We start from the raw sequence: 14504 nt of genomic DNA, 5'->3' as shown, positions 1-14504 counted from the left end.
GCGTACACGTCTGCTCGCCCAACAAACAGGAGAAACGAACAATGGGACACATCGAAGCAACCCGTGACCTGACGGCTGGACCGGACGCACTGTGGGCGACCGTGTCCGATCCGCAGACCTGGGACAAGTGGTTCACCGTCCACGACAAATGGCTCGAGGAGCCGCCGGCCACGTTGACCGCCGGGGCGAAGCTCAGCGCCAAGATCGTCATGCTGGGCATGGCGAACAAGATCGACTGGACCATCGAATCCGTCGACGCACCCAACAGCCTCGTGCTTTCCGGCGCCGGTATGGCCGGCGTGAAGGCGAAGTTCGCGTTCACCATCGACCCGACCGGCACCGGGTCCCGCTTCACCGTCAGCGGTGACTTCGAAGGCGCGCTCGTCAAGGGTGCGCTGGCAAAGGCCGTGGAGAAGGACGGTGTCAAGCAACTCGACAAGAGCCTCGATGCGCTCGACGCGTTGGCATCGGCGGCGGCATGACCGCGATCGAGGAAGAACTGGTATTCGACGACAGCGGGCTGAACACCTGGACCGACGAGGAGCGGTTCGAGGTCACCAGTGAACGTCTCGCCGAATATGCCGCGGCCACCAACGATCCGATCCCGGCGCACCGCTCCGGTGACATCGCTCCTCCGGTGTTCGCGATCGTTCCGGTGTTCGAGGCGCTTTTGGTTCCCGCGGTCGACGTGTTGCCGGTCGAACTCATCCCAAGGGTGGTCCACGGCGAACAGGACTTCCATTTCCACCGGCCGATCCGGCCCGGCGACAAGCTGGTGTCACGCGGGAAGATGATCGGCTACGAGGGCCTGGAGAACGGAACCCGTGCAGCGATCTACCTCGAATGCCGCACGGAGGATGGCGAACTCGTCAACGAACAATACGTCACCACGTTCGTGCGGGGCTTCGACGCCGGCAAGACGATGGGGGAGTTAAGCCCGAGTCACCGGTTCGACGAAACGTTGCGTGCCGGCGCCCCGGTAGCGACCGTCGTCCAACACGTCGATGATGACCAGACATTCCGGTACAGCCCGGCTTCGGGCGACCCGATGCCCATTCACCTCGACGAGGAGGTGGCGAGGGATGCCGGTCTGCCCGGCATCATCGCGCACGGCCTTTGCACCATGGCGTTCACGTCGTGGGCCGTGCTCACCGAAGTGGCGGGATCGGATGTGAACCGACTCAAGCGATTTGCGGTGCGGTTCTCCAAGATGGTGCTCCCCGGCGACGACCTAGAGACCCGCATCTGGTGGAAGGGGTCGTCCGACGGTGTCACGACATACGCATTCGAAACCGCCAGGGGCTCCGATTTCGTCATCACCGACGGCCTGGCCGAAATAGCCGAGGAGGCATAGCAAGATGGGTGCATTGGAAGGACGCGTCGCGGTCATCACCGGCGCGGGTCGCGGAATCGGGCGGGAACACGCCCTGCTGTTCGCGTCGGAAGGGGCCAGCGTCGTCGTCAACGATCTGGGCGGCAGCAACGCCGGCGAGGGCACAGACGCCGGGCCGGCGCATGACGTGGTCGCGGAGATCCAGGCTGCCGGCGGCAAGGCCGTGGCCAATACCGCGAACGTTGCCACCTGGGATGGGGCGAAGTCCTTGGTACAGCAGGCGATCGACGAGTTCGGTCGGCTCGACGTCGTCGTCAACAACGCCGGAATACTGCGAGACGGATTCATCCCGACGATGGCCGAGGCGGACTGGGACGCGGTGATCGCCGTTCACCTCAAGGGGCACTTCTCGGTACTGCGCCACGCGGCCGAGTACTGGAAAGCCCAGTCGAAGGCCGGCGACCAGCCCAACGCAGCGGTGATCAACACCGCATCGGGCTCGGGGACCACGATCCCGAACGCCGGACAGGCGAACTACGGATCGGCCAAGGCGGCGATCGCCGCGCTGACTCTGGTAGCCGCCGACGAGTTGGAACGCTACGGCGTCCGGGTGAATGCGATCGCGCCGATCGCTCGGACCCGACTCACCCTGGCGACCCCCGGGATGGGCGCGCTGATGGCGGAACCCGAGGACGAGGGAGAGGCCGACCTGTTCAGCCCGGCCAACATCTCACCGCTCGTCGCCTACCTCGCGACGGAGAAGTGTCCGGTCACTGGTCGGGTGTACGCCGTTCAGGGCGGGGCGATCTCGCAGTTGGCCGGCTGGCACGACGTCGAGACCATCGAGACGGACGGTCTGTGGCAGATCGACGACATCGCCGGACGGCTGCCGTCATGATCGAGTGGTCCGACACCGATGTGATCATGCGTGACACGGTCCGCGAGTTCATCGACAAGGAGATCCGGCCGCATCTCGACGGGCTGGAGAGTGGTGAGCTGTCGCCGTACCCGTTCGCCCGCAAGCTGTTCAGTGAGTTCGGGCTCGACGTGATGACGGCCGAGGCAGTCAAGGCCATGCTCGACAAGGAGCGCGAACGCGGAGTCGGCGAGCGCCGGCAGTCCTCCGGCGGCATGAGTGGTCTCGGCGAACAGGCCTCGATGGCTGCGGTCATGGTCGCAGAGCTGGCCGGGGTCAGTATCGGGCTGCTCAGCACCGTGGGGGTCAGTCTGGGGCTGGGAGCGGCGACCATCATGAGCCGTGGCACCTTGGCTCAGAAGGAGCGGTGGCTGCCGGAACTGATGACGCTGGAAAAGGTTGCGGCCTGGGCGATCACCGAACCCGATGCGGGATCGGATGCGTTCGGCGGTATGAAGACCTACGTCAAGCGTGACGGTGCCGATTACATCCTGAACGGACAGAAGACCTTCATCACCAACGGCCCCTGTGCCGATGTGCTGATCGTCTACGCCAAGCTGGACGAGGGCAACGCCGGGACTGACCGGCGGGACCGCCCGGTGCTCACCTTCGTGCTGGACTCCGGCATGCCCGGCCTGACCCAGGGCAAGCCGTTCAAGAAGATGGGCATGATGTCCTCGCCCACGGGTGAGTTGTTCTTCGACAACGTGCGGATCAGCCCCGATCGCTTGTTGGGGGAGACCGAATCTCACTCCGGAGGCGACGGACGCGACAGTGCGCGAGCGAATTTCGCCGCGGAGCGTGTCGGGGTGGCGTTGATGTCGTTGGGCATCATCAACGAGTGTCACCGGCTCTGCCTGGACTATGCGAAGACCCGCACGTTGTGGGGTAAGAAGATCGCCGAGTTCCAGTTGATCCAGCTGAAGCTGGCCAAGATGGAGATCGCGCGGATCAATGTGCAGAACATGGTGTTCCAGACGCTGGAACGGCTGAAGTCTGGCTCGCTTCCGACGCTTTCGGAGGCCTCGGCGATCAAGCTCTACTCGTCGGAGGCCGCGACGGAGGTGGCCATGGACGCCGTTCAGTTGTTCGGCGGCAACGGCTACATGGCCGAATACCGCGTCGAGCAACTTGCGCGTGACGCCAAGTCGCTGATGATCTACGCGGGCAGCAACGAGGTGCAGGTGACTCACATCGCGAAGGGGCTGCTCGCGGGATGATCGCCGCAAACCGCGCTCACTTCGGCGGGGTGGGCACCAGAGTGCTGTCGGTGCCGGGCAGCGGGACCCCGGTGGTTCTGCTGCACGGCTACGCCGACAGTGCTGACACGTGGCGTGCGGTGCTCACGCGCTTGGAGGCGCTCGGACACAGGGCGCTCGCGGTCGATCTGCCCGGCTTCGGCCAGGCGGATCCGCGCCGCGCCGGCCCCTTGCGGCCGCAGTTCGATGCCTTCGCCGACGCACTTCTGGCCGAGACCGGACCCGTCGTCCTGGTGGGAAACTCGCTCGGTGCGGCGACGGCGCTCGGTGCGGCGGCCCGAAATCCGGACCTGGTCACGGCGGTCGTCGCGCTGAACGATCCGCTCAATGCCCGCCACTGGATCGCCAAACTAGCCCGAAAGCGCTCCATCCCCGCAGGGTTCTGGTCATGCGTGGCACGCGTCCCGGTTCCGGCGCGTACGCTGCGCTGGCTCACCGTTACCGCTGTGCCGCGGGTGCTGTACGGCCCAGGGATCACCGCCGATCCTCAGGTCGTGGCCTATTGGTCCGGTTTGGTGTCGGGGGCGTCCGATGTCGCGGCGTTGGGGCGGGATGCCTTCCAATATGCGCATGAGGCGCTGGGTGGTCACCACGGTATCCGGGTCGGCTGCCCCACCGTGGTCGTGCACGGCGCGCGTGACCGGATCATTCCTGTCAATGCCAGTCAGACACTGCACCAACAGATTCCAGGAAGTGAGCTCGTCGTGCTGTCCCGATCGGGTCATTGTCCACAACTCGACGATCCTGATGCCGTGGTTAGGATCATCACAGAGATCGGTGTAGCCGCGTGATGGGCGTACTGCATCAGCTGCGCGATGTCGTGGCGGCCGCTGTAGTTCTGCAGCGTCGCGGTCTGGTCGACCTGAGCGATCCCCTTGCAGCGCTCCGTGCGTCCCATGCCTTACGCAAGTACGGGTCGTTCGGCGGCCTGATCACCCACGCCGCTGCGCGATACGGCGACACGACTGCACTTGTCGACGAAGCCGGAACCCTGAGCTTCCGCGATCTGGAACGAACGTCGAATGCGTTGGCCCGCGGACTGTCCCGCAAGGGAGTCGAAGCGGGATCGGTAGTCGGCGTCCTCGAACGCAATCACCGGGGACTGATGCTCGCACTGGCGGCGGCGGGCAAGATCGGCGCCAGAGTGGTACTGCTCAACACCGGATTCGCAGCACCGCAGCTGGCCGACGTCTGTACGCGGGAGAGTGTTTCGGCGGTTGTCGCCGATGAGGAGTTCACAGCACTACTCGACGCGCTGCCGCCAGGTATCGAGAAGATCGTCGGATGGGCTGATGACGCAACGACGCGTAGCACGTTGGATACCGTCGCGCAGGACGAGTGGACCGATCCGTTGCCCGCGCCGGGCAGGCTCGGTGGGATGGTCTTGTTGACCAGCGGTACCACCGGAACGCCCAAGGGCGCACCGCGAAACAAGGTCAGCCCGTTGCAATCCGCCCAGTTGCTCGACCGGATCCCGTGGCCGGCCGGCGGGGCCTACTGTGTGGCGGCACCGATGTTCCATGCCACTGGGCTGGCGACCTGCTCGCTGGGACTTGCACTGGGCAACCGCGTCGTGTTGTCCCGCCGATTCGAGCCCGAGGACACACTTGCGTCGATCGAGAACCACCGGGCGGGCGCGCTCATCGTCGTGCCGACGATGTTGCAGCGAATCCTCGACCTGGGTCCCGATGTGCTCGGGCGCTATGACACCTCCTCGCTGGAGGTGGTGTTCGCTGCCGGTTCTGCGCTTTCGCCAGACCTCTGCCGGCGCACGGCAGACGTGTTCGGCGACGTGCTCTACAACCTGTACGGGTCGACCGAAGTCGCTGTCGCAGCCGTCGCCACCCCCAGCGAACTGCGGGCGGCCCCGGGCACCGTGGGACGTCCACCGGTCGGATGCGCCGTGGCCGCCTACGACGAGCAACGCCGCAGGATCACCGAACCCGGGTGTAGCGGAACGCTTTTCGTGTCCAGCGGGCTGAGCTTCTCGGGGTACACCGACGGTGGACACAAGGAGATCGTCGACGGTCTGTTGTCCTCGGGGGACACCGGGCATTTCACCGCCGACGGGTTGTGGTTCGTCGACGGTCGTGACGACGACATGATCGTCTCCGGGGGAGAGAACGTCTTCCCACTCGAGGTCGAGAACCTGCTCGCCGACCACCCGGCGGTGGTCGAATCATGTGTCCTCGGCGTGGACGACGATGACTTCGGAAAACGATTGCGAGCTTTCGTGGTTCGCAATCCGGATTCTGATCTGGATGCCGATGGTGTCAGGACGTATGTCCGTGCCGGGCTGGCCCGGCACAAGGTTCCCCGGGACGTGATCTTCGTCGACTCGTTGCCGCGCAACGAGACCGGAAAAGTCCTCAAAGGAGCGTTGCGGAAGGAGTTCCGATGAATACGACCCCATTCGGAAGTGGACAGGTGGTGGCGATCACCGGCGGTGCGCGGGGGATCGGCAGGGCGACCGGGGCGGCGTTTCTGCGCGCCGGTGCGCGGGTCGCACTGGGCGACATCGACGCCGAGTTGGTCGAGAAGACGGCGGGCGAACTCGTCGAGGCGACCGGGGGTGTGGTGTGCGGGCTGCCGCTCGATGTCACCGACCGGGCATCGTTCTCGTCGTTTCTCGACGCGACCCAGGAACGGCTCGGCCCACTGGGCGCGCTGGTGAACAACGCAGGCATCATGCCGACCGGCGAGTTCACGCAGGAGGACGACGACATGACCGACCGGATGGTCGCGATCAACCTGAGTGGTGTCCTCTACGGATCGAAGCTCGCTGCGAACCGGATGGCCGGGCGCCGTGGTCACATCGTCAACGTGGCGTCGCTGGCCGGTGTGAGCGCCTTTCCGGGATTGGCCACCTACTGCGCCACCAAGCACGCGGTCGTGGGGTTCTCCGAGGCGCTGCACCTCGAACTGGCCGCTACGGGAATCGGAGTCACCGCGGTGCTGCCCGGCGTGGTGCACACCGAACTGTCTGCCGGGCACAGCACTCCGAAATGGATTCGGCCGATCGCTGAGGTCGAACCCGAGGATGTCGCGGCTGCGATCGTCTCCGCAGTAGGAAGCCGCAAGAACACGGTTGCGGTACCTCGGGCCCTGGGCGCGATGATCAAAGTCGCCTCCGGCCTACCCGACAGCGTGCGGCACCGACTCTCCCGCACTGCCCATTTCGACACCGCATTCACCCATGTCGACGCGGAAGCACGGGCGGCCTACCACCGGCGTCTCGACATCTGAGGGCCTCAAAGCTGGCCGTGGCGAGGCGGTTTCGTGCCGGAGAGCGTGTAGTTGCCGATGTGACGGATCTTCCAGCGGGTCGCGTCGTGCAAGGTGTGCGTGCGCGCGTCACGCCAGTAGCGCGACAAGTTGCCCGACGCCGACGCGCTGCGGGTCCCGCCGAATTCGAACAATGCGCTGCCCGCTTCCACCGCGGCGCGGGCGGCGGCCACCTTGGCGATCGCCACCGCGATCGAGGCCGCCGCCGCGCTGTCCTCGGTGAGATCGGCCCGGGCCGCGTCGACCCGGAGGGCCGCCTCGGCGAGTAACGCTTGCGCGCCTCGCACCGTCACCGTCAGCTCACCGGCGACCTGTACGAGGGTCGGGTCTTCGACGGCGCTGGACACCGACGCCTCGAAATGCGGACGGGCGTTGGCCGCCTGACGCACCCCTTCCTCCAGCGCGGCCGTCGCGATGCCCACATCGAGAGCTGCGTGCAGCAGCTGAGCCCGCGCCCCGTAGACCGTGGGCCGCGTGAAGATCGGGCTGAACTCGACGACGTGCTCCGCCGGCACCTCGACGGCATCGAGCGTGACGGTGCCCGAGGCCGTGGTCCGCTGGCCCATGCCATCCCAGTCGTCGACAACTTCGACCCCGTGGGCATCGCGTGGGACGAACGCGATTGCCTTGGGGGTGGCGGCCGTCGGCACCAGCCCCGAGCCATCCGAGCGCGACGCCCGCACGATCAGCCAGTCGGCGAACAACGCCCCCGTCGAGTAGTACTTGCGGCCGTCGAGTACATAGCCCGGGCCCGAGGGGGTGAGCGTCGTGGTGTCCACGTCGACGGGATGAGGACCCCGTTCGGACTGGGCATTGGCGAACAGCGCCCCATCCAGCACCAGGCCGTAGAAGTACGCCTGCTGCTCCGGCGTGCCCTGCAGACGCAAAGCCTCCAGGAACGTGAAATGCGAATGCGGAATCTGGCCGATCGACGGGTCGCCGTGCGCGATCAGTCGCAGCACCTCGGCGAGCACCGACACGGGCACGTCGAGCCCGCCGTACTCGGCCGGCACCGTCACGGCCAGCAGCCCCGATTCCTTGAGGGCCCGCACCTGCTCGTGCGGCAGGGCCCGGTGCGCGTCACGGGCGCCGGCCTCCTCGGCGAACGAACTCGACAGCTGCGCCGCGGCGGCTAGCGCGGCCCGGGCCGAGGAGATGCGGGTAGCGCCGGCCAGATCGGTCATCGCGGTGTACCGACGAACGGGATCGAGGCGGGCGCACCGGCTTGTGCGCCTCCGCCGAACAGCCCGCGCTCGCGCAGGATCGGCACCACGCCCTCGCCGAACCAGAACAGCTCCTCCAGATGCGGATAGCCGGAAAAGATGAACTCGTCGATACCGATCTCGGCGTACTCGGCGATCCGGTCGGCGACCTCGGTGTGGGACCCGACCAGCGCGGTGCCTGCCCCGCCGCGCACCAGCCCGACGCCCGACCACAGGTTGGGGGCGATTTCCAGGCTGCGGGCGTCGCTCCAGGTGCCGTTGGCGCGGTTGCCCTCGTGCAGGGCACGCATGCGTTTCTGGCCCTCGGACTGGCTGCGCGCGAGTCCGGCCTGTGCGGCGGCGACGGTCTCCTCGTCCAGGGCGGCGACCAGCCGATCGGCCTGGGCCCACGCCTCCTCGGAGGTGTCGCGCGAAATGGTGTGCAGGCGGATACCGAAACGCAGCTTGCGTCCCTGCTCCTCACCGAGCGCCCGGATCCACTCGATCTTCTCCCGCACCGCGGCCGGGGGCTCGCCCCAGGTCAGGTAGACGTCGGAGTGCCGGGCCGCCACCGGTCCGGCCGCCTGCGAGCTGCCGCCGAAGTACAGCGGCGGTACCGGGGTCGGGGGCAGGGCCAGCGAGGCCTCCTCGACGTCGATGTACTCACCCTTGTGGGTCACGGTCTCGCCGGCCCACAACCGGCGCACCACGTCGAGGAACTCGTCGCAACGCGCATACCGGGCGTCCTTGTCCAGGTGGTCGCCGAAGGCCCGCTGCTCGTGCGCCTCGCCGCCGACGACGACGTTGAGCAGAATCCGGCCGGGTGCGTGCCGGGCGAACGTCGCAGCCATCTGAGCCGACAACGTCGGGCTCACCAGACCTGGGCGGAACGCGACCAGGAACGCCAGCGACGTCGTCTCACGGGCCAGCAGCGCCGCGGTGATGAAGGCGTCCTCGCACCAGGCACCCGTCGGGATCAGCGCGCCGGTGAAACCGAACCGCTCGGCCGAGCGGACGATCGACGCCAGGTAGTCGATCGAGGCCTCGCGGTCACCACCGGCAGAACCGGCGGGCGTGCCGTGGCCGCCGCCGACGATGAGCCGGCTGTCGCCGTAGGTGGGTAGGAACCAGTGCAGAGAGACAGTCACGAACAGGACATCTTGGTGTCGAATCGGCTGTTGCACACGGGTAAAAATCGCGCTGATCCAGACACCTGTCAGGGTCGCGGTGTCGTGGAGCGGCAGATCAGCTCGCGACGACCCAGATTGCCTCGGCAGCCGGATTGCCCAGCTCGACCTGGACGCTGGTGTCGTCTCCCGTGGCGGTGGCGCTACCTGGATTTCCCGGGTTCTCGATGGCCACCGAGATGACGCCGGCGAAATCGCGCCGCGCCACCACCCGGACCCGTGAATCGAGGCTGATCCCGACGCTGTCGAAATACCGCAACATCTCCGGATCGGCATCGGAGATGCGGGCCACCGTACCGGCGTCGCCGTCCTGGCACGCCGAGAGCTGGCGGGCCGGCGGGGTGGGCACCTGGCCATCGGCGGCCGGGATCGGATCTCCGTGCGGATCGCGCGTCGGGTGGCCCAGCTTGGCGTCGATCCGGTCCAGCATCCGGTCACTCACGGCGTGCTCGAGGATCTCGGCCTCGTCGTGCACCTCGTCCCAGCCGTAGCCCAGCTCCTGGACCAGGAACGTCTCCATCAGCCGGTGCCGGCGGACCATCGCCAACGCCGCGCGCCGGCCGGCATCGGTCAGCGTCACCGCGCCGTACTTCTCGTGGTGGACCAGGCCCTGGTCGGCGAGTTTGCGAATGGATTCGGACGCCGTGGATGCCGACACGCCGATCCGCTCGGCCAGCAGTTTTGTGCTGACCTTTTCGCGAGACCACTCCTGGGCTGTCCAGATGACTTTCAGATAGTCCTGGGCAACCGTGGAGAGGTCTTGGTGGTTACCGTCTGGACTCACAGTAGGAAAGTTTAGGCAATCATCACCTGATCGGGGGATCTAGAGCAGACCGCGTCGCGTTCGGGTCGTAGGCTGATCGCGTGCAGCGCTGGCGTGGGCAGGACGAGATCCCCACGGACTGGGGCAGGTGTGTAGTCACCATCGGGGTGTTCGACGGGGTTCACCGCGGACACGCAGAGTTGATCAGCCATGCGGTGAAAGCCGGCCGATCACGCGGAGTACCGGTGGTTCTCATGACCTTCGATCCCCATCCGATGGAGGTGGTGTTTCCGGGCAGTCATCCGGCACAGCTGACCACGCTGACCCGGCGTGCCGAGCTGGTCGAGGAACTCGGTGTGGACGTGTTCCTGGTCATGCCGTTCACCTCGGATTTCATGAAGCTCACGCCCGAGCGCTACATCCACGAGTTGTTGGTCGAAGACCTGCACGTGCTCGAAGTGGTGGTCGGGGAGAACTTCACCTTCGGCAAGAAGGCCGCCGGGAACGTCGAGATGCTGCGCAAGGCAGGGGAGCGGTTCGGCTTCGCGGTCGAGAGCATGTCGTTGGTGACCGAATCGCTCGATGCCGAGCATCGCGACGAGCGGGTCACCTTCTCCTCGACATACATCCGTTCCTGCGTCGACGCCGGTGACGTCGTGGCGGCCGCCGAAGCGCTGGGCCGTCCGCACCGCGTCGAAGGCGTGGTGGTGCGCGGCGACGGGCGCGGCCGGGTACTGGGGTTCCCGACGGCCAACGTGGCGCCACCGATGTTCTCGGCGATTCCGGCGGACGGGGTGTACGCCGCCTGGTTCACCGTGCTGGGGCACGGCCCGGTGATGGGAACGGTGACGCCCGGTGAGCGGTATCAGGCCGCGGTGTCGGTGGGTACCAACCCGACCTTCTCCGGGCGGACCCGCACGGTCGAGGCATTCGTGCTCGATACCGAGGCCGATCTGTACGGTCAGCACGTCGCGGTCGATTTCGTGTCCCGGATCCGGGGCATGGAAAAGTTCGACCGGGTGGAAGAACTGGTCGCGGAGATGAAGCGGGACGCCGACAAGGCGCGCACGCTTCTGAGTTCACACTGAGGCGGGATTTAATTCGCGGCTCGCCGCGGTGCTAAACTCTGCTCCGATCCGGTGCATGCTGCAGTCCGCGGTGGCTGTGCCGAGAATATGTTCGCGGGACTGAAATGATGGAGTTACTTTCGTGGCGCTTACTGCCGAGCAGAAAAAAGAAATCCTGACCAGCTACGGTCTGCACGAGACCGACACCGGTTCGCCGGAGGCCCAGGTCGCCCTGCTGACCAAGCGGATCTCGGATCTGACCGAGCACCTCAAGCAGCACAAGCACGACCACCACTCGCGTCGCGGTCTGCTGCTGCTGGTCGGCCGTCGTCGCCGGCTGCTGAAGTACGTCGCCCAGGTCGACGTGGCGCGCTACCGCTCGCTGATCGAGCGCCTCGGGCTGCGTCGCTGACGCGGCGTCGGTGCCACCACTTTCCGCGGCTGCCCCTCTGGGGGCAGCCGCGCTACTTTTCCTCGGCGGTCTGACCGCATGCTCGTCCGCGGCGGCCGCGGACATGAAGGCAGGGGACTGCCTGAAGATGAGCGGCACGTACGAGCGCCCGGACTCCAGTCGGGCGGAGTGCGGCAGCGAAGCGTCGAACTACAAGGTCATCTCCACAGTCACCGACAGCGACCAGTGCCCAGTCGACGTCGACACCTATTACTCGGTGCGCAGCGCCTTCAGTGAAGAGACCCAGACGCTCTGTCTGGACATCGACTGGATCGCCGGCGGCTGTATGAGCATCGATCCGGAGAACGACAAAGACCCGTATCGGGTGGACTGCGCGGATTCGTCTGCGCCCCACCGGCAACGGGCCACCGAGGTTCTGCGCGGGGTGTCGAACGTCGATCAGTGCGCCAGCGGAGTGGGCTACGCCTACTCGGAACGCCAGTTCACCGTATGCGTGGAGGACGTGTCCTAGCTGGCACGGATGGCTGTTGGGACGTTGCTCCCGTGTAACATGAGGGCGTTCAGTGGCTGGAATCTGCGCTGAACACAGGGTGCGGCACCCGCGAACTGCGGGCGCTGTTCCTGCGAGTCATATCGGGCCCGCCTGGACGGGCGGTCTTCGGTAGTGGCTGCCGGAACCCCGACACAGGGATCATCTCTGGGGGTTATCCGGCCGCTTCGATCGACGGCCGTAGCCGTATCCAGGGCCCGTGGCGCATCGCCACCGTGACGCCGCGAAAACAGTTGAATGAATTCGAAAGAGGCCAACGGACTCTATGTCTGTAGTTGAACTTGAAGACGGTGTGTTCGAATCCACCGCAACCCTCGACAACGGGAGCTTCGGCACCCGCACCATCCGTTTCGAGACCGGGCGGCTCGCGCAGCAGGCCGCCGGTTCCGTCGTCGCCTACCTCGACGACGAGACCATGCTGCTGAGCGCCACCACTGCCAGCAAGACGCCGAAGGACCACTTCGACTTCTTCCCGCTGACCATCGACGTCGAGGAGCGGATGTACGCCGCGGGCCGGATCCCCGGCTCGTTCTTCCGGCGTGAGGGCCGTCCGTCGACCGACGCGATCCTGACCTGTCGCCTGATCGACCGGCCGCTGCGCCCGTCGTTCGTCAGCGGTCTGCGTAACGAGATCCAGGTCGTGGTGACGGTGCTGAGCCTGGATCCGAAGGATCTGTACGACGTGCTGGCCATCAACGCCGCGTCGGCGTCGACGCAGATCTCCGGCCTGCCGTTCTCCGGCCCGGTCGGCGGCGTGCGCGTCGCCTTGATAGACGGCCAGTGGGTTGCCTTCCCGACCGTCGAGCAGCTGGAGAAGGCTGTCTTCGACATGGTCGTGGCGGGCCGCAAGGTGGGCGACGACGTCGCGATCATGATGGTCGAGGCCGAAGCCACCGAGAACGTGATCGAGTTGGTCGCCGGCGGCGCCCAGGCTCCCACCGAGGCCGTCGTCGCCGAGGGCCTTGAGGCGGCCAAACCGTTCATCGCGACCCTGTGCGATGCGCAGGCTGCGCTGGCGGAGAAGGCTGCCAAAGAGATCGCCGAGTACCCGCTGTTCCCGGATTACGAGGCAGATGTCTACGACGCCGTGGCCGCGGTGGCCACCGACGCGCTGTCGGAGGCACTGACCATCGCGGGCAAGCACGAGCGCGACGACCGCACCAACGAGATCAAGGTCGAGGTGCTCGAGCGTCTGGGTGACACCTACGCCGGCCGTGAGAAGGAGATCGGCGCGGCGTACCGGTCGCTGACCAAAAAGCTTGTGCGCCAGCGCATCCTGACCGACCACTTCCGCATCGACGGCCGTGGCGTCACCGACATCCGGGCGCTCTCGGCCGAGGTGGCCATCATCCCGCGGGCGCACGGCAGCGCGCTGTTCGAGCGCGGCGAGACCCAGATCATGGGTGTCACCACGCTGGACATGGTCAAGATGGCCCAGCAGATCGACTCGCTGGGGCCCGAGACGTCCAAGCGCTACATGCACCACTACAACTTCCCGCCGTTCTCGACCGGTGAGACCGGCCGCGTCGGTTCGCCCAAGCGCCGCGAGATCGGCCACGGCGCGCTGGCCGAGCGTGCGCTGGTGCCCGTACTGCCCAGCGTCGAGGAGTTCCCGTACGCGATCCGCCAGGTGTCGGAGGCATTGGGCTCCAACGGTTCCACCTCGATGGGCTCGGTGTGTGCCTCGACCCTGTCGCTGCTGAACGCCGGTGTACCGCTCAAGGCGCCGGTGGCCGGCATCGCCATGGGTCTGGTCTCCGACGAGGTCAACGGCGAGACCCGCTACGTGACGCTGACCGACATCCTCGGCGCCGAGGATGCCTTCGGCGACATGGACTTCAAGTGCGCAGGCACCAAGGACTTCGTCACCGCGCTGCAGCTCGACACCAAGCTCGACGGCATCCCGTCGAAGGTGCTGGCGGGCGCACTGAGCCAGGCCAAGGACGCGCGCCTGACCATCCTGGACGTGATGGCCGAGGCCATCGATGCCCCCGATGAGATGAGCCCGTACGCACCGCGGATCACCACGATCAAGGTTCCGGTCGACAAGATCGGCGAGGTCATTGGGCCCAAGGGCAAGATGATCAACTCGATCACCGAGGAGACCGGTGCGTCGATCTCGATCGAGGATGACGGCACGGTGTTCGTCGGTGCCTCCAACGGCGAAGCCGCGCAGGCCGCGATCGACAAGATCAACGCCATCGCCAACCCGCAGCTGCCCAAGATCGGTGAGCGGTTCCTCGGGACCGTGGTCAAGACAACCGATTTCGGTGCGTTCGTGTCGCTGCTGCCGGGTCGTGACGGCCTGGTCCACATCTCCAAGCTGGGCCGCGGCAAGCGGATCAACAAGGTCGAAGATGTGGTGAAGGTCGGCGACAAGCTCCGCGTGGAGATCGCCGACATCGACAACCGCGGCAAGATCTCGCTGGTGCTCGTGGACGAAGAGACTGCGGAGAAGGCGGATCCGGCTGCCGACGGCGCCCCGGCCACCGCCGACGCCGCCGCCGCCGAGTCCTGATCACCTCAGCTC

General features: G+C 66.5%; 14 protein-coding genes. 11 read left to right on the top strand and 3 right to left on the bottom strand.

The window, feature by feature from the left end; genetic code table 11:
* Positions 1–41 precede the first annotated feature (41 nt).
* Genes AC4ELS_RS20475 through AC4ELS_RS20445 form a run of 7 tightly spaced genes read left to right on the top strand, consistent with a single transcriptional unit; the run spans position 42 to position 6754 of the window.
* Positions 42–482, top strand: coding sequence for a type II toxin-antitoxin system Rv0910 family toxin (locus tag AC4ELS_RS20475; protein ID WP_448448959.1), 441 nt, complete (start codon positions 42–44; stop codon positions 480–482).
* Entirely contained in the window at positions 479–1354 is an 876-nt protein-coding gene (locus AC4ELS_RS20470; RefSeq protein WP_448448958.1) for a MaoC/PaaZ C-terminal domain-containing protein, read from the top strand. The genes AC4ELS_RS20475 and AC4ELS_RS20470 overlap by 4 nt, the downstream gene beginning before the upstream one ends.
* Positions 1355–1358: 4 nt before the next feature.
* Positions 1359–2231 (top strand): SDR family oxidoreductase, encoded by an 873-nt coding sequence (locus AC4ELS_RS20465; RefSeq protein ID WP_064959958.1) that lies wholly within the window; start codon positions 1359–1361, stop codon positions 2229–2231.
* Positions 2228–3469 (top strand): acyl-CoA dehydrogenase family protein, encoded by a 1242-nt coding sequence (locus AC4ELS_RS20460; RefSeq protein ID WP_448448957.1) that lies wholly within the window; start codon positions 2228–2230, stop codon positions 3467–3469. Before AC4ELS_RS20465 ends, AC4ELS_RS20460 begins: the two co-directional genes overlap by 4 nt.
* Positions 3466–4299 carry an alpha/beta fold hydrolase gene (locus AC4ELS_RS20455; RefSeq protein ID WP_448448956.1) on the top strand — a complete coding sequence of 278 codons (834 nt, stop codon included), beginning with the start codon at positions 3466–3468 and terminating at the stop codon, positions 4297–4299. The genes AC4ELS_RS20460 and AC4ELS_RS20455 overlap by 4 nt, the downstream gene beginning before the upstream one ends.
* Positions 4299–5909, top strand: a complete 1611-nt coding sequence (locus AC4ELS_RS20450) for an acyl-CoA synthetase (RefSeq protein WP_448448955.1) — start codon at positions 4299–4301, stop codon at positions 5907–5909. Before AC4ELS_RS20455 ends, AC4ELS_RS20450 begins: the two co-directional genes overlap by 1 nt.
* Complete coding sequence (locus tag AC4ELS_RS20445; RefSeq protein WP_064959962.1) at positions 5906–6754, top strand: SDR family oxidoreductase; 849 nt, start codon at positions 5906–5908, stop codon at positions 6752–6754. The genes AC4ELS_RS20450 and AC4ELS_RS20445 overlap by 4 nt, the downstream gene beginning before the upstream one ends.
* A 5-nt stretch (positions 6755–6759) precedes the next feature.
* Here AC4ELS_RS20445 and AC4ELS_RS20440 read toward each other — a convergent pair whose 3' ends face one another.
* From AC4ELS_RS20440 to mntR, 3 genes are all read right to left on the bottom strand, one after another.
* Positions 6760–7977: an SfnB family sulfur acquisition oxidoreductase gene (locus AC4ELS_RS20440; protein ID WP_448448954.1), complete on the bottom strand. Its 1218-nt coding sequence runs from the start codon at positions 7975–7977 to the stop codon at positions 6760–6762.
* A complete protein-coding gene (locus tag AC4ELS_RS20435; protein WP_064884305.1) occupies positions 7974–9143 on the bottom strand; it encodes an LLM class flavin-dependent oxidoreductase in 1170 nt (389 codons plus the stop codon). Before AC4ELS_RS20435 ends, AC4ELS_RS20440 begins: the two co-directional genes overlap by 4 nt.
* 97 nt (positions 9144–9240) lie before the next feature.
* Positions 9241–9966 carry a manganese-binding transcriptional regulator MntR gene (gene mntR, locus AC4ELS_RS20430; protein ID WP_064884307.1) on the bottom strand — a complete coding sequence of 242 codons (726 nt, stop codon included), beginning with the start codon at positions 9964–9966 and terminating at the stop codon, positions 9241–9243.
* 80 nt (positions 9967–10046) lie between these two features.
* On the opposite strand from mntR, the gene AC4ELS_RS20425 reads away from it, so the two are divergent.
* From AC4ELS_RS20425 to AC4ELS_RS20410, 4 genes are all read left to right on the top strand, one after another.
* The gene (locus AC4ELS_RS20425; protein WP_064884309.1) at positions 10047–11033 is read left to right on the top strand and encodes a bifunctional riboflavin kinase/FAD synthetase; all 987 of its coding nucleotides are present in this window, start codon (positions 10047–10049) and stop codon (positions 11031–11033) included.
* A 121-nt stretch (positions 11034–11154) separates the two neighbouring features.
* The gene (gene rpsO, locus AC4ELS_RS20420) at positions 11155–11424 is read left to right on the top strand and encodes a 30S ribosomal protein S15 (RefSeq protein ID WP_055113116.1); all 270 of its coding nucleotides are present in this window, start codon (positions 11155–11157) and stop codon (positions 11422–11424) included.
* Positions 11425–11434: 10 nt separating this feature from the next.
* Positions 11435–11935, top strand: a complete 501-nt coding sequence (lppU, locus tag AC4ELS_RS20415; protein WP_448457122.1) for an LppU family putative lipoprotein — start codon at positions 11435–11437, stop codon at positions 11933–11935.
* 304 nt (positions 11936–12239) lie between these two features.
* Positions 12240–14492, top strand: coding sequence for a polyribonucleotide nucleotidyltransferase (locus AC4ELS_RS20410; RefSeq protein WP_448449092.1), 2253 nt, complete (start codon positions 12240–12242; stop codon positions 14490–14492).
* Positions 14493–14504: the final 12 nt, after the last annotated feature.

This window comes from Mycobacterium shunyiense (genome assembly GCF_058270035.1).
This window is presented reverse-complemented; position numbering and strand designations above follow the sequence as displayed.